Source organism: Streptomyces sp. TP-A0356, from assembly GCF_001417775.1.
Lineage (GTDB): Bacteria > Actinomycetota > Actinomycetes > Streptomycetales > Streptomycetaceae > Streptomyces.
The window spans coordinates 23,626-40,286 of the sequence record NZ_BBZJ01000039.1 but is presented as its reverse complement, the minus strand read 5'-3'; the positions used below and the strand labels follow the sequence as shown (position 1 = coordinate 40,286).

The following is a 16,661-nucleotide window of genomic DNA, read 5'->3' as shown; positions in this document are numbered from 1 at the left end:
GGGGAACGGATTGTTGTGCGTTTGCCGTGGGGGTCAGTCGGCCGTGGCGAGGAACGGGCTGGGCTGACCAGTCCAGGTGATGGCGAGTTGTTCACGGGCGCGGGTGGCGGAGACGAACAGCAGGGACCGCTCGCGCTGGAGGTCACGGGCGTACTGCAGGTGGTCCTCGGCCTTGTCGATGACGGCGTTGGGCTGGGGGACGTAGTCGGCGCCGACGCCGACGATGGCCACAGCCCGGTATTCCAAGCCCTTGATGCGGTGCATCGTCAGGACCTGAACGCCGGCGTCAGCCGCGGGGGCCTGCCGCGACTGGACGTGGACCGCGTCGACGCCTGCCTGGGCCAGAGCCTGAGCGGCAGCCACGGCCAGTGCGTTGGTACGGGCCACCACCGCGATTTCGTTGCCCTGGATGCCGTCCTGCTTCCAGCCCTCGATCCGCGCGACGAGCGCCTGGAGCTCGGCGGCCTGTGCCGGGTAACCGGCCAGGTGGGGGGTGGCTCCCTGCAGGACGGAGCGGTAGCCGCCGAGGTCCTCGGTGCCCTCGTCGAGATTGTCGAACTTCTCCTCACCCAGCAGCCGTAGCGAGGCGGCGAGGATTTGACGGGTGGTGCGGTAGTTGAGGGTGAGCTTTTTGGAGCGGCCGACGACGTCAATGCCGTGGCTGCGCAGGGAGGTCTTGTTGTCGTAGATGCGCTGGTGTGCGTCGCCGACGATGAACAGGTCGTCTTCGCCGACCGGAACGAGGGCGCGCAGCAGTTTCCAGTGTGCCGGGTGGAGGTCTTGGGCTTCGTCGACGACGATGTGTCGATAGGGGCGGGCGTCGTCGTTCCAGCCGGAGGCTATCCGGGCGGCCTGGGCGGCGAGTTGGGTGATGCCGACGGCCTTGTCGCGGTCCAGGCGGCGCTCGAACTCCTCGATGAGGCTCCACACCTGGGCGCGTTGGATCCGGTTGAGGCGTCGGCCGCGTCCGGCCCTGCTTGCGGTGAAGTACTGGTCGCGGCTGCGGACGTCCTGGGCCAGGACGACCTGCTTCCACTCGGCGTCCAGGAACCGGCCGTCCCAGCCGAGCTCGTTGTGTTCTTCGGCGAGTTCCTCCCAGCGTCTGCGGATGTCGGCGTCGTTGAGTGTGTGGAAGCTCTTGGCGCCGAAGGCGTCTTTGACCGTGCCGTAGGCGACCTTGTCGATGTTGCGGACGTCGACCCGGGCGGTGAGCTGGCTGCCGCCGAGGTCTTCCAGGAGGGAGCGCAGGAGGTCGGCGAGGGTGGTGGTAAAGGTGGTGAGCAGGATGGCCTGGCCGGGGGGCAGCCGGTCGGCGAGCGCCTTGACGCGGTGGAGGGCGACGACGGTCTTGCCGGTGCCGGGACCTCCGGTGACGCGCACGGGCCCCTTGTAGGGGCTCTTGCGTTCGGCGAGGGCGCGTTGTGCGGGGTGCAGGAAGACGCGCCAGGCGGACAGCGGTTCGGTCATGATGCGGCTGAGGGCGCCCACGTCGCCGGTGACGACGAAGGCTTCCTTGGTCGCGGGGCGTTCGTTGGCGGCCTCGTAGTCCTGTGTGTCAACCTCGTCCGGGGTGGCGGCGGGGGCGCTGATCTCCTCCCAGACCTTCTGCACGCTCCAGCCGTCGGCGAGGCACAGGATGACGTCGCGGGCGAGATTGGGCAGGTGCTCGACGAAGCCGAGGATCGCCTCTTCGCTGTGGATCTCGCGCAGGGCCGGGATGATGGCCGCATTGACGCCAAGTTTTTCGAAGTCGGCGTCGGAGACGTCGGCGAAGACGGAGGGCGCCTGTTCCGCTGCCTTGGGGGCGGGTTGGCCGCTGAGGGTGCCGGTGAGGCTGCCGAGGTTGATCACCTCGATACCGCCGGTGACCTTGTTGATGTCGAAGATGATGTTGGAGGCGAGATCGTAGGCCTCGTCGTGGGGCTTGACCGCCACGAGGTAGTAAATCTTCTGCGAGTGGTGCATCAGCACGGCCCGGTAGTTGTCGTTGACCCGTGCGGTGCGCACCCGCGCGTCCTTGGCGCCCTTCGGGGGCTTGAGGTTGAGCCCCTTGGTGTCCTTGTTCTGCTGCATTTTCATGATGAACTGCAGCACCAGAGGCTGGACCGATCCGTCGAGCGCGTCGTAGGACTTGCCGAAGGTGTCCGCCATGATCACTGTCGCCCCGGACATCAGCATCTCTCCAAACGCTCGATCAACTCATCCGCCGTCACGCTCTGCGCGTGCGCCACATGCCATCCCGCCGCCACGAAGGCGGCGTCGCGGTGCGCATCTTCGTCAATGAAGACCGCCACCTTGCAGCCAGGCCAGGCCAGTTCGGCCTGGAAGGTGCCGTCGTCCCACTCGTAGCCGACTTCCGGTACGTCGGTGCCGTGCCGGTGCGCCTTCTTAGCGAGGTCGGCCAGCAGTTCCTGCACATGCAGCGAGGCGTACTCCATGGCCTGGGCCCATGCTTCCGGCAGCTTCCCGGGAGCGCCTGCTGTGGTGGGCAGTGCCCCGGCGAAGAGGGCGACGGTGTGGGGGTCGACCTGCTCGGCGGTGGAGAGGGCGACCTGCTGGAAGAAGCGCGGCAATTCGTCGGCGCCGCTGGGGGCGAGCAGTTGCAGCAGGTTGGACCAGCGCAGCCAGTCCGCCCACCGGGCGCGGTGGTCGGGCTCGGTGAGGGCGTCGGCACGGTCGTCCAGCACGGTGAACACTGACCAGGCATGCATGCTGGGCCGCTTGATCGTCGGTTCGGGGCGGTAGTCGAGGAAGCCGACGATGCGCAGTCCGCCGGTGGTGCGGACGTCGATCGCGCCGGCGTCCCCGGCCGTCTGGGTGGGCAGTGGGGTCGCGCCGGTCAGAATCCCGGGCAGCAGTTCGCCCAGCTGCGCCCGGGTGACCGGTTGTCGCGAGGCCATCGCGTAACCGGCCAGCAGCGCCGCCGCGCGCCGCGACCACCGGGAGGGGGCGGGGTCGGCGAGGAAGGCCAGCAGAGTTTCGAGGGGATTGCGCAGTGCGGGCTCAAGAATGTCCTCGGCGCCGGTCGCTCCGAGCACCTGTTGGTGCACCTTCTGGGCCGTGGTGAGCAGCGTGTGGCCGACCAGGGGCGTGGACGGGGTTTGGGTTTGGCGTCCGGGGGCGGCTTTGTCGACCGCTTCGGTCCATGCCTTGACGTCTTCCCAGGTGAACTGCCACACGTACGTGCCTGCGGCGCGCAGCGCGGTCCGCTTGGCGGCGTCGTCCGCGATCCGGTTGATGTGCGTGCTGGCGTGGTAGGCGTAGCCGTCCAGGAAGACGGCGACGCGGGTGGCCGGCCCGTCGGTGCGGGTGAGCAGGTAGTCGGGCTCGCTGGGCTCGGTGGTGTGCTGGCGGACGTGGTCCTGCAGCAGCCAGCGGGTCGTGGCGCCCTCGGGCCCGGTGAAACGCAGCTCGTACTCCAAGCCCCGCTCCCCCGCCCGCGGTGTCACGGAGCCGCACTCCTCGGGCCGGCTGCCCCATTTCACGAGGGTGCGCACGAACTGTGCCTCCAGCTCGCTGTCGGCGAGCTGGTCGATGCGCACGCCGGACAGGGTGTCGACGCGGTCGGTGGCCCACTCCTGCAGCAGTTCCTCCAGCAGCTCCTTGGCGACCCGCGAGGAGACGTGCGGGTGCTCGCTGCTGGAGGCGTGCGGCAGCAGACAGCGGTGGCAGGGCGTGCGCTGCCCCTCCTTTTGGCAGGGGCAGTCGCGCAGCGCGGCATAGGCGAGGGTGAGCACGCGGTGCAGCACGGCCGGGTCGGCGAGGTGCTCGAGATAGCCGGTGCCGCCGGGCATGGAGTCGTGCAGCACCAAGAACCGGCGGCGCAGGTCCTCGGTACCGGACGGCATGGAGTCCTCGACGATCCGGATGTGGTCGGGCGCTCCGCCGAAGTGCCGGGTGATGCCGAGCAGCAGGGCGGCCTTGAAAGAGGCGAGCTTGGTGTCCAGGTCCATGGAGGAGAACGGCAGCAGGATGCGTAGGGCCTGGGTGGTCAGCTCATGGGCCAGCACCAGGCGGACCACCGGCTCGGCCGTGATGCCGTCGTCCCGGTGACTGCACCAGCCACTGTGGCGTGTACCGATCCGCTCGGCGACGGGGTCCCAGGCCTGGGGATGCGCGCCGCGTACGGCGCCGCACTCCGGGCAGGTCTCGAAGCCGGGGACCTGCTCTTCGCTGCCCGCGATGGTGTGCTCGGGCCCGGAGCTGGTGGCGGGGCCGAGGTTGAGGGTGCGGATAGTGGCGACGCGGGCGAACTCCACGCCGAACGGCACGCTTCCCCTGCGCCGCCAGGCGCGCAGGCCCTGCGGCTGGTCCGGGTCGATGTCCACCAGGGTGACCATGGCGAAGCGCCGCTGCTCACGCTCGTCGCGTTCGTCGGTGAGCCGGGCGTCCTCGCGCCGCTCACGGGCGGTGACACGCTCGGGCACGAGAACGTTGTGGACTGCGCCGGGGTCGGCGATCCGCGGCGTGCGGCAGCGCGGGCAGGCCGTCACGGCCAGGCCGGTCTCCTCGGTGGCGACGAAGCCGCACTCCGGGCACAGTCGCCACTTGGCGTACGCGGTCTGGCCCTCGCCGGCGGAGGAGCCGAGGTCGAGGCCGTTGACGATGTACTTGTAGCCGTCGGTGTGGAAGAAGTTGCCGGGAGCCAGCTCGGCGAGGGCCAGCCGGGCGCCGCGTCCGTACTCGGTCAGCTGCTCCTGGAACTCGCCGTCGCTGTCCTTCCACCACAAGGTGGCGTCCAACAACGTGGCGTCGTCGTGCAGGGTGTAGTTGGGCAGCAGACCGAGGCGGACCATCGCGTTGATGGAGTTCTCGGCGATCAGCGCATCGCGGCGCCTGCGCACCGACGTCTGCTCGGCGTACAGCTGGCGGCGCAGCGCATCCCGGTTGGCATCCCCGGTGGCGGTGGCGAGTTCGTCGAAGGCCCGGCCGATCTGCCGCAACCGGGCCGCCAGGGCGTCCACGCGCTTGCGCCAGGCCGTTGCGGCGGTGGCGACGGCCTGTTCCAGCCCGCCGGCGGCGAAGACCTCAACCCCCTGCTTCGCCACCGGCGTCATGGCGGGGAAGAGCGAGGTGAAGGCGTCGACGAGTTCGGCGTGCCGGGCCTGGGCGACGTCCAGGAAGCGACGGAACCAGCCGTCCTCGGCAAGACCGCGCCGGAAGAGCTCCCCGATCCGTGGCGGCATGGGCCGCTCGGGGATGGCGGTTGCGTGCCACAGGCTGCGGTCGGCGGCCCGGTCCAGCAGGAACGCCAGGTACTGGCGGTGCAGGATCTCGGAGGCGTCCAGGTAGCAGTCGGGCGGAATGATCCGGCCCGCCAGCATCTTCTCGGGGGCGTGCAGATAGTACTGGTTGCGGGCGCCGCGCGGCACGAAGGTGACGGCGAGCGAGTTGCCGGTGCGGCGGCCGGCCCGGCCGATGCGCTGCGCATAGTTCGCCGGCGCGGGTGGCAGGGAGGCCAGCAGGACCGAGGACAGGTCGCCGATGTCGATCCCGAGTTCCAGGGTAGGCGTGCAGGTGAGCACGTTCGGGTCGAAGGCGGAGGCCCGGTGCTTGAACGCCTGCTCGACCTCCTCGCGGCGGGTGCGGGTGAGTGCCCCGGTGTGCTCGGCCGTGAGCACGTCACCCGGCCAGTCGACCGAGTACAGGTGCCGGTAGTAGTCCTGGGTGTAGTCGCGGTCGTCGGGCACGAATCGTCCGCCGCACTGGAAGCGCAGGCAGGGCGTACCCAGCCAGGCGTCCTGGCGGCCGGCCGGTACGGTCTGCCGCCACGTGCAGGTGTCGCAGCGCACGCCGCAGTCGTTGACGCCTGGGCCACCGGTGCTGGTGGCGGTTGCCTCATCGGTGAGGCTGTGGATGAGGACGTGGCGGGGCCGCAGCGCATAGACAGTGGCGCCGCCGTCGGCCGGGTAGGTCGCCAAGACCTCACGCTGAGCGAGGAGTTTCATCGCCGCGGCGACGACGGCTCGCGCTTCCTTGCGGTCGCAGCCGAGTACCCGGTGCCCCCAGTCGGCGAACCAGGTGCCGTCGCGGTTGAGGGAGTCGAAGTCGGTCCGTCCGGTCTTGCCGGAGATGGGGAAGGTGGGGGCCGCCAGGCCGCGTGGGAAGGCTGGCATGCCGACCGGACGGCCGCCCCAGATCGGCCAGCGCCGGGCACCTGCCTGCTCGATGTACGTGCTCAGCCACGGGTGGTACAGGGCGCCGCGCAGTCGCATCCGCTCCAGCAAGCCGCGTACGAGGACCAGATAGTCGGCGTCGTCAGCGGGCAGGGTGATCTGCCCCGGCAGGCGCTGGTGTATCTCCCGCAGCAGGGTGCACAGCGTCTCGGGTTCGGGCAGGAGTACCTCTGCGGCGGCGGTGCGGGTCAACTCCAGGGTGCGGCCCAGCCGGGAGCGCAGGCCGAACTCCAAGAGGGTCTGGAAGACCATCCGGCCGTGCAGCATCTCCTCCCCCGCCTCGCTGAAGCTGTCGGAGCCATCGAGGAGGGTGCGTATCTCCGGGTTGTCGCGCAGGTCCGGCGGCACGATGGAGGCCAGTTGCCCCCTCTCGCCCTGTCCCGCGGCCTTGACCACGGCATCGGCGGCGTCGGCGGCCAAATCGTGCACGGCGACGGGCGTACCGGGCTTGAGCTGCGCGGTGAGCAGACCGCGGAAGGTGAAGCCGAAGCTGCGGTTGGCGATGAACGCGGCTCGGTGGGTGGCGTCCTGTACCGAGTCGGTGAAGACCAGCAGCTTGCGCTCGTCGCCGGCAAGACCTCGATCGGAGAACAGCTGGGTCGTGGTCACCGACGCCAAGGTGGCGGTGCCCGCACCCAGGAACCGCATACCGTCGTCCAGCCCGCACGACGGGCACCTGTCACCAGTCCCGGCGGGCAGGGGGCCGAGCGGGGTGATGACGGCAACAGTCTCGTCGGTGGGGACGGTGCGCAGCGCCTGGTCCTCCGCGTGGAGGTGGACCACCGCCTGTTCCCCAGGCCGGGCGCGCAGCATCCAGCGCACGGCCCGGTTGCCCTGGGCGGAAGCCCGGTAGATCTCCAGGGGCTTGATCTTCAGCTGCTGCCACTCCAAATCGGTGGACAGCGCAGCCCATCCGGAGCGCCCGCAGTGGCGGCAGTAGACCGCGGGCAAGTGGGCCCGGTAGGCCGGTGCGACAACCCCAGCCTGGATGCCGCCCAAGGTCGCCACGTCTGCCGCGGCATCGACCTCGGCCGGCGGATAGACGGCGAGGTTCGCAGCGTTGGGCGGGGTGTCACCGGTCGGGCCGTCGTCGTCGAACCAGCGAAAGTGCGGCTCGGGTGTCGCCGCCCGGATGACACGCCGTACCTCACGGACCCACAGCTGGGCTTCCACCCGCAGGAACGGCATCAGCCGGCCGGTGTCCGCGTCGAGGATGCGCGCCTCCGACACCAGGGCCAGCAGCCGGGCCAGGCCCATCGCGACCAGCGGCATATCAGTGCGGGCCGCCTCGTCCCACGCGGCACCACCGCCGCGCTTGGCGAACTCGCGGGCGATGTCGGGAACGGTGACCGGAGTCGCACCGGCGACGTCCAACAGAGCCTTGATGAGGTTGTGCTTACGCAACGCCAGGCCGAGGGCAACGGGGTCCGCATTGTCCAGGCCTACGACCAGGCGAGCCAGCTCGTCCAACGCGGATCGATCGTCGAGGGGGTCGGGGACGGCCGCGAGGTCCGCCGGAGCCGGGAGCGGCAGGAGGAAGTCCGGCTCGGCGACGAACTCGGCAGGCGACTGCCGGTCCTCACCGATCAGGGCGCTGTTCGGGAAGGGCGTGCCGAAGACCTTTTCCGCGAACTCCAGGAGCAGTTCCCGGTCCGACTTCTCCGGACCATTCAACGTCGCCTCGTCGGTGAACGGGCCCCCGCCGAGCGTGGCGGACGTGGCAACAGGGGTGATCGAGCCGAGAGGACGCTCGGGGCGGGCAGCACGCGTGGCCGCACCAAGACGACGCAGCAGCATAACCACGTCCGTCCCCTGAGCGCCGTCATAGGTGTGGAACTCATCCAGGACGACGTACGTGAGGGATTCCGTCTGCCACAGCGGGACATCGGGGATCCGCTGGAGGAGCAGGTCCAGCATCTTGTAGTTGGTCAGCAGGATGTCCGGCGGATCGGCGCGGATCGCGTCCCGATCGGTGATCAAACGGCTGACGGACGGGTCGCCAGCGAGCGTCGTGGAACCAGTGTCACGTCCGTATGTGGCGGGGTCGTTCCCGTCCTCGTCCTCGGCAGGGCGACCAGAGGCACCGCCGATGTAGATGCCGGCAGTGACGTCCTTCAGGGCGGCGTTCTCTGTGAGGAGCTCGTCGATACGCCGGGCCTGGTCATCGGCCAGGGCGTTCATCGGGTAGAGGAGCAGCGCCTTGACGCCGTTATGGCCAGCGGCGCGGGCACGGGCACAGTGGTCCAGGATCGGGATGAGGAACGACTCGGTCTTGCCAGACCCGGTACCCGTGGTGACGAGGGTCGGCTCGGGCGTGTGGCCGCCCTTGGTGGAGAGGCGCTGCCAGGCGGTGGCCTGGTGGGTGTAGGGCCTGAAGCCCTTGGGCCACCAGTCCAGGACTTGCTCCCACCCGGGGGTGGCTTCCCGGAACGGAGTGCGCACGCGGAGGTAGGGGCCGCGGAAAAGCCGGCTCTCCGGCCGCTCCAGGAAAGCCTCGAGTTCGTCACGGACGTCGTCATCGGCGAGCGCGAAACTCGTCGTCAGGTACGCGGCCAGGGCACGACGCAAATCCTCGACGGCCAAAGAGGGAAGCATGGCGGCTTGTTACCTGCTTTCCGAATCAGCGGAGGTGGGGAGCGAGTCGGCGGCGAGGAGGTTGCCGTGATCGCCATGCTCTGCGGCATAAGCGGCGTAATCCCCGTACTCACCGGCCAGAAGGCGGGCAGTGAAGGCCGCATGTGCCCTAGTCATCTCGGCCTCGCGGTCAGGTTTCACCCAACCCTCGGGGATAGCGGGCGTGGGATCACCGTTACGAGCAGCCTTGACCCAGGCCTTGACGAACTCGGTCTCCTCCTTGGTCTGGCGGATACCGACATTGTGCGTCGCAGCGCCGATCTTGTGACCGTCAGCGGCGAAGAACATCTCCCATTCGTACTTGCGCAACACGGCGAACTGCGAGCGGTACATCGCGCACAGCTGCTCAGCGGTCAAGCCGAGCATGACGGCGACGACCGCGTCGGTCTCTACTAGGGCCATCCGGCGGTCGTACTCCGTGCGGAGGGGCGTTGTCATCGACCAGGTCGGCTCGACGTGCTGAATCGCCGGACGGGTGGACGACGGATTGGTCCAACGGTCCAAGCGCCAGGCCGGATCGAAAAGCTCCTCCCAAAGAGCGGCGTAGTCGCGAATTAGGCAATTCAGACGGAGAGTTCGGAGAAGGAGGGGGTTGGTTAGTGGGTGGGAGAAAGGTGCGGGGAACTGCGCGACGAGTTCAGCCCGGATATCCGCCTTACCCGACACCTTCACGAGATAGTCAAATGGCAGGCTGGCCCACAGACCAGCAACTATTGCGGTATCTCGAACCGCAGGCATCGCCAGTGTTTGGACGGCGTCGACGTGTGTCGGCCCTGGCGGGAAAAGAGCAGCGTGCAACCCTCGCTCAAGCTCCGACGAAGTCATGCGCCGCCAGGCAACCCGGAAGTATCCCGTTGCAGCCCGATCACCCCACGGCTTGACAACCTTCGAAAATTCCTCCGGACATGCACGAACGTAGTTTGTCCGCGGCACTGTGAATTCCGGCAGGCTCTCCAACGCGACGACAGAGTAATCCTTGTTCGATTTGCAGTCCGGATTGGGCTGCTTATTGAACGGGTTACCCACGCTAAAATGTGGCCCCTGCAGCACAACTTCCGACCAGGACGACGGGAATCCCGTCCCCCACCTAATCACCCCATCTTCTTTTGCAATTTTCTCATTCAGCGCCGACGTCGACCAAAATTCAAAATCAGCCAGGCGCTCCGGAAATACAGAAACGATCTCCAGCGCCTCATTGTCGCCAACCGTAAGCGGACGCATCATCCTGGCCTTAAGGGGATCCGCCCCCTCCCCATCAATCAAAGCCGCCCAGCTTGCCAGAATCGAATCATTAACCATTATGGCGCGACTTGAATGCGGCCTAATATCCCATCCCCCAGCTTCATATTGAAGACCGGGGGTTTCGCCGCTCCCATCATGATCCAGGGAGCGTTCGACGGTATCAGGAATGAACACCCAACTCATATTGATAAAGTCTGGCTCTCGCGGAGTTCCATAGATATGAATTCCGTACTCGAATGTATTATGCACCTCATCAAACAATCGCGCCTCATTTCTAAACTGAAAATGCCTACGAAGTCGTCGATATGCGGCGACTCGCAGTTCACCAGCATTAGGATCGGTAAAGTGTGCTTCTGGGTGCAGCAGACCAACGACTCCCGCCCCGGCGAGGCTTCGCCAAGTCCGCTCCATGAAATTCATATACAGGTTTGTGCGGAGCCCGCCGAGTATGGCATGTTCGATCGGTGACCGGAGTGTGGTGGTCAGTCCAGCCCATGAGCTAAGGTCGCCGAGGTACCTTTGCACGGCTACAGGGTTAGCAAGGACAGCCGCACGCCTCTCGCTTTTGACTTTTTCTGCAGCCCTCTCCGTCAACGCGAACCAAGGATCCGACTCTGCAAGCGCAATATGATCTTCCCAGTCGAGTCTCACCCAAGGAGGGTTACCGACTTGCAGATCGAACCCGCCGCGTTCAAATACGTGGGCGAACTCCAACTCCCAGTGGAAAAAGCCCTCCCGGCGGCTTATGGCGTCTACCTCAGCCAACCAGGGGAAGTTCACGGCGATTGTCGGCAGGTCAGCGCACTGGCTCAGGAGCCGGTCGTACTCATCGTCCAGCCCGAGCTGCTCGAAGTCACCTGTGTCGGCGAAGAGGCCGAGCGTGTCGTCGTGCCCGGCCGCACCGCCGCGTCCACGGCTCGCCTTTGCCTTAGCTGGCGGAACGCCGAGCGCGGCCTCGCAGAAGGCCAGCCACTCATCCATGCTCGGCGGTTTCGGTGTAGTCGGCTGGCCGATCGGCCAGAACCACAGCGCGCACCAAGCATCCATGACAAGCTTCAGTCGGCTGAGTGGCGCTCCCGGGGCCCTCAGTGCGCTCTCAACCCGCTCGCGAGAGACGGCACCGGATGAACGCGGCAGGGGCTGGTCATCCGAAACCCGCCAAACCTGGATGTCACGGCGGATCTCTCGCTCAGAGACGATGAGGCGACGGCGGGCGAGCTCCCATAGCCGTTCGACGCGGGTAGCAAGTGCTAGCAGCCGCTTGGCCTCAGAGGCCAAGGGCGTCTTGGTGACTGCCGTACGCCAGGCGGCAAGGGCGTCACGCTCGTCCTTGGCCAGTTCCTTCGCATACTTGGCGTCAGCAACCGTGCCCCAGCCCTTGGCCGGCAGCAGAAAGTGGTGGATATCCTTGCCCGCCTGGAACTCGCCATCTTCGGCTCCGGTCCCCTGAGGCCGGTCAGTCGGGACGGTGGTCAACCATGCCTTCTTCTTCAACGCCGCAGCGTCATACACCGCTCGCCGCGCGCCAATCAAAGAGTTGCCGCGCCGTAGGTGCATGCCGAACCAGGGCGCCTTCAGCCCTTCATGCATGGCGTTGAGCCACAGAGAGACCTCGGCGAGTTCTACAGCCGTCTGGTTGAGGTCGACGCCGTAGCAGTTGTGCAGAGCTAGGTAGGCCTTGGTCTTCTGCAGCTCCACCTCGTAGCGGTCCGGCGGCAGTTGCTCGCCAACCTCGACCATCCGCCGTCGCAAGTACTCGGCAGCGAGCTGATTGATGGCCTCATTGAGGAACGCGCCCGAGCCAAGGGCGGGCTCGCACACGGTCAGGTCGAGGATCTCCCGGGCCGTCGTAGTCTTGCCGTCCTGGTCAAGGAGTTCAGCCAAGGCGTGCTTGACCGTGCTACGGGTGAGGACCTCCGGCGTGTAATACGACGCGGAGCGCTGCCGCTCGCGCCCCGACAGACGGAAGACGAACGAGCCCTTCTTGTGGAGCACCCGCTTGAGCACTCCGGTCAGCTCGTCAGGGCGCTTGACGAAAACCTCCTCGGCGTAGTTGTCGGCATCCTTCACCGGCACGACCCAGGTGCCGGCCAGCCCGTCCGAGTCCGGCTTGGCAACCTCGTACAAGTCCTCGTCGGCGAAGAAGCCGGTGTAGGACATAAGGCCCTCATACACCGCGCCGAGCTGGTTGATGCCGAGCTGTGCGTAGGAGATGAAGCCCTTGCCGGTGGCGCCGCCAGCCTTGGCCCCGTTCTTGCCCTGGGTCAGCATGAGGAGGTTGAGCACCCGCCAGAGCACCTCGTTGCGCAGCCGGGTGTCGATGCGCTCGCCGTCGATGTTGACGGAGCCAATCAGCGGGGTCGCCTCGGCCTTGAACAGGTCGCTGCGCAGGGCCTCGAAGCGGAGCCCGTCCACGTCCGCGACGGTCTCGGCCGGGACACTCTCCTCCTCCAGGGCACGGTGGCCCTGGTCGACGAGGCGGAAGAGCAGGTCCAGCGACTCGTAGAAGTGGAAGCCGTCCCGAGACTCCTCGGGCAGGTCATATGAGACGAGCTCTCCCAGGCGCGCCAGGCCGTAGCCGTCCTGGTAGGCGTCGTCCTTGGCCGGGAGGATGCCCAGTTCCGGGCGGGCTTCTGCGTAGAGGAGGAAGAGGATGCGGTACAGGTAGCGCAGCGACTCGCGCGAGAGCCGGGTGGCAAGCTCGCCGCTGTCGCCCAGCTCGGCCGGGTCTGCCCCCTGTTCGGCGATGCGGGCAAGGATCTCCTCGGCGATCAACTCGATCGAGCGCCGCAGACCCTCGCGTAGCTCCTTGGAGACACCGACGGCGTGCTTGCGGCCCTTGTCGACCAGGCTGTCCAGGAAGCCAGCAACGCCGCCCTCGGTCAGTAGCGACTCGACGCCGAACAGGGCGGAGATGGCCTCTAGTTCCTCGCCGTCGGCGGAGAGGTTGCGGTCCAGGGCCTCGTCCACGCTGACGGCGAGGAACCGGCCCTCGTGCCAGGCGGTGCGGTCGGCGAGCAGCAGCGAGCCGCCCGCGAGCAGCAGCACGAAACGGGGAGCGTAGGCGTCCTCGCAGCCGAAGAGGAAGGTGACAGCGTCGGCGCCCCCGGTGATCTGTTGCTTGCCGTCGAGGGCGATCGCGTCGAGCAGGAGGGCGCCGCCGTCTTCGGGGTCGGCGACGAGGAGTTCGGCGTCGGTGCTCCAGGTGACGTCGAGGGCGACCAGTTCGGTGCCGCCGGGGCCGGTCATCGCGAAGGCGACCGGTACCTCGCGGGCCTTGTCGGCGTGGATGACCTCGAAGACCGTGCGGTGCAGGCGCGTGTGGGCGCCCTTCTGAGGCTCGGACTCCGGCGTCTGCGATGTGCCGGGGGTGACATAGGCGAGCGCGGCCAGCAGGCGGTCGTTGAGAGCGCGCAGCTCAACGCTGTCGGCGGTCTCCGACTCGGTGATGCGGACCTTGGCCTTGAAGTACTCCCGGCCCAGGCCCTTCACGCCGGACCGGGACGACGGTGCCCCGGCCCGGTCGGCGGCGGCCCAGCGCTTGCGCAGGTCGGTGAGGTCTTTGGTGAACAGTTCGGCGAGGTAGTGGGCGGAGATGTACTCACCGCGGTTGATGATCGCTTCGAATGCCACGGTGTTCACGCGCCCTTCTGCTCGGTGCCGACGGCGGGGACCAGGACCCCGATCAGCCGGACCATGGATTCGCCTTGGGTGGCCAGCTGCTCGATGAGCTGTGCGACCTCTATCGCCGTCTTCTGTACGCGCTGTTCGGCGTGACGCCGGCGGACGCCGGTCACCTGCTCGTACGTCGACTCGCTCGCGATGCGCCAGGCCGCCAGCCGCTTCTCGTACTCGGCCAGCTGCTCGAGCAGCGGTTCCTCCTGCACGGCCTGCAGCTGCGCCATGTGCGCGCGCATGGCCTCGACCGCGGCTGGGACGAGTGCCTGCAGGTCGGTGAGGTCGCCGGTGAAGGGCCGGTTGAGCATCTTGGGCTTGACTCCGGCCCGCTCCAGGACGCCGACCAGGTCGTCGTCGAAGCGGGGTGTGCCGGTGTGCAGGCCGGTCACGCAGGACCAGGCCAGCACGGTGGGGTGGCCTTTTGCGTTGGAGTACATGCCCTGCATCAGGAAGACGGGCTCGGGCACTTGCGCGGTGATGACGGGTGCGGTGTTGCGGGCGAGGCGGACGAGGACCTTGTCGGTGAGCCACTCCACGACCGGGTGCTGGTCGGTGAGGTAGCTGACGTCCGGCCAGCCGGAGGTCTCGGTGCGTTCCTGCTTGGTGATGGCGCCCTTGCTGCGGTTGCCGCTGAGTTCGCGGGCTCGGTCCAGGCGCTGCTGGGCGAAGCCCGCATCGAAGGTGAGGCGAAGCTGTTCGAGGACACGGCGCTCGTCGAGGTAGGACTTGGGCAGCACGAGCAGGCGGCGCTGCAGTTCCCGGTCGGGGGTGAAGACGAGCATTTCGGGGTGGTCGGGATCCCAGCGCTTGTCGATCTTCTGTTCGGGGTTGCCGTAGACCTCGGCGAGCGCCTCTTCGACGAAGGCGCGGGTGGAGGCGAACAGTTGCGGCACCCGGTAGTCCTCGGCGGCGCCGGCCGGGGTGTGGCTGGCCATGAACAGCTCGAACGGGTCGGACGTCTCATCCGGCAGCACGGTGTCGAAGGAGGCGCCGGAGGCCAGGCCCTCCATGATGGCGGTTTTCTCGGCCTCCTCGTCCCTGAGGCCAAGGATGGAGGCGGCCTCGCCGAGAGTGCGGTGGACCTCGTCCTCCCGCTCCAGCAGCCGCTGGGAAACCTTGCGGTCGGCCGACGGGTCGTCGGGGTCCTCGTTCTGCAGGAGCAGGAGCAGGGCCCGGATCTCCGGGGAGTGCTGCTGCCCGTAGCGGTCGATGCGGCCGTTGCGCTGCTCGATGGTGATCAGCGACCAGGGCAGGTCGTAATGGATCATCTGGTGGCACTGGCGGTGCAGGTTGACGCCCTCAGCGGCGATGTCGCCGGTGAGCAGGACCCGCAGGTCGCTGCCGGCCAGGGAGAAGTCCTTGACGATGCGCTGCTGCTCGTCGTCGGAGAGGCCGCCGTGCAGCTGGCGGACGGCGCCGGTGAGCTTGGTGCCCTGGGTGAAGCCGAGGGCGGCCGGCAGGGCGTCCTGGAGCATCCGCAGGGTGGCGCGGCGCTCCGAGAAGATCACCACACGGGTGTCCGAGTGCGGGCCGACACCGATGGTGTGCTTCAGCTCGTCGACCAGCTGCTGGAACTTGCTGGCCTGCTCCACCTTCACCTCGGCGGCCAGCTCGCCCAGCGTGACGAGTGCGGCACGCTCACGGGCGCGCTCCTGGGGGTTCTTGCCGCCGTCGATGGAGTCGATCCGGTTCTGCACGGTCTCGGCGAGCGCCTCGTGGGAGGAGAGGAACGCCTTGAGCAGCGTGTAGGGGAACAGCCGGGCGCCCTTGCCGGTCACCGGGGCGGGTTGCCCGTCCTGTGGGTTGATCCACACGTTGTACAGCTCGTCGAAGACGTGCTGCTCGGCGGGCGAGGCCGTGCACTCGATGGACATCGGCTTCTTGCGGGTGGCCCATTTGTGGCCGATCTCCGCGGAGACGTCCGGGGACATCTTGTGCCGACGGATGTAGAGGTGCTCCAGCTGCTTCTCGTCGTAGTCGCTGGTGTCGGGGATGGCGGTGGGATCCAGCAGGCTCAGCAGCTCACCGAAGGACGCCCGATCGCCGTTGTGCGGCGTGGCGCTGGCGAGGACGAGGGCGTCGGTCTTGGGGGCGAGGAGCTGGGCGAGGCGGTTGTTCTTGGTTCCAGTGTTGATGAGTTTGTGGGACTCGTCGATGACCACGGCGTCCCAGTTCACCTGCATGAGGTGGCTGCGCCAGCGGTCGGAGCGGAGGGTGTCGATCGAGATGATCGCCCGCTTGTAGTAGGAGAAGGGGTTGCGGCCGGCCGGGATGCGCTGCTTGATCTGTTCGATGCCCGCGGAGTCCAGACGTACCAGGGGGATCGCGAAGCGGGTCCACAGCTCGTGCTGGAACTGCTCCAGGATGTGCTTGGGCGTGACGACCAGGATGCGCTCGCCGCGGCCGCGGCGGATCAGCTCGGACAGCAGCAGGCCGACTTCCAGGGTCTTGCCCAAGCCGACCGCGTCGGCGATCAGCAGCCGGGGGCGCAGGCCCCGCAGTGCTGCCTTGGCGGGCTCGCGCTGGTAGGCGAGGTCGTCGACGAGGTGGGTGCCGACGGTGGCCAGGCGCTGCTCGGACAGCGGCAGCGGGGTCTTACGGATGAGTGCGTCGATGAAGAGCCGGGAGCGGCGGCACTCGGGCGAGTCGTCGGCGACGAGCTCGGTGTCCTCGGGGCGCAGGGGGGTGACCTGGTCGAGGTCTGGGTGGGCGAAGAACACCGCGCGCTGGTCACGAACCAGGGGGGAGGTGCCGCGCACATCGAGGCGGGTGCCGTCCTTGGCGGTCTCGGAGACCTCGACGACCAGCCAGTCCTCGTCCCTGGCCCTCACCTGCATGCCAGGGGCGAACTTCGCAGCGCCTGCCGCGCCCTCTACGGCGGTCGTCACCGGCGTGTCTCCTTGATCGTGCGGAATTTTCGATGGTCAGCGT

4 protein-coding genes are annotated in these 16,661 nt (G+C 67.7%); all 4 read right to left on the bottom strand.

Annotated elements, in window-relative coordinates:
- Positions 1-33: 33 nt before the first annotated feature.
- From ASC56_RS35000 to ASC56_RS34985, 4 genes are read right to left on the bottom strand one after another with little or no spacing between them, the layout of a single operon-like run.
- Entirely contained in the window at positions 34-2,172 is a 2,139-nt protein-coding gene (locus tag ASC56_RS35000) for a UvrD-helicase domain-containing protein (RefSeq protein WP_055495655.1), read from the bottom strand.
- Positions 2,172-8,771 (bottom strand): DEAD/DEAH box helicase, encoded by a 6,600-nt coding sequence (locus tag ASC56_RS34995; protein WP_055495640.1) that lies wholly within the window; start codon positions 8,769-8,771, stop codon positions 2,172-2,174. The genes ASC56_RS35000 and ASC56_RS34995 overlap by 1 nt, the downstream gene beginning before the upstream one ends.
- A gap of 9 nt (positions 8,772-8,780) precedes the next feature.
- Positions 8,781-13,694, bottom strand: coding sequence for an Eco57I restriction-modification methylase domain-containing protein (locus ASC56_RS34990; RefSeq protein WP_234377216.1), 4,914 nt, complete (start codon positions 13,692-13,694; stop codon positions 8,781-8,783).
- A complete protein-coding gene (locus ASC56_RS34985; protein WP_234377215.1) occupies positions 13,691-16,618 on the bottom strand; it encodes a DEAD/DEAH box helicase in 2,928 nt (975 codons plus the stop codon). The genes ASC56_RS34990 and ASC56_RS34985 overlap by 4 nt, the downstream gene beginning before the upstream one ends.
- Between the last annotated feature and the right edge of the window lie 43 nt (positions 16,619-16,661).

Coding starts and splice junctions, on each gene's coding strand:
- ASC56_RS34995 (WP_055495640.1), bottom strand. CDS start 8,771: ATGCTTCCCTCTTTGGCCGTCGAGGATTTGCGTCGTGCCCTGGCCGCG.
- ASC56_RS35000 (WP_055495655.1), bottom strand. CDS start 2,172: ATGTCCGGGGCGACAGTGATCATGGCGGACACCTTCGGCAAGTCCTAC.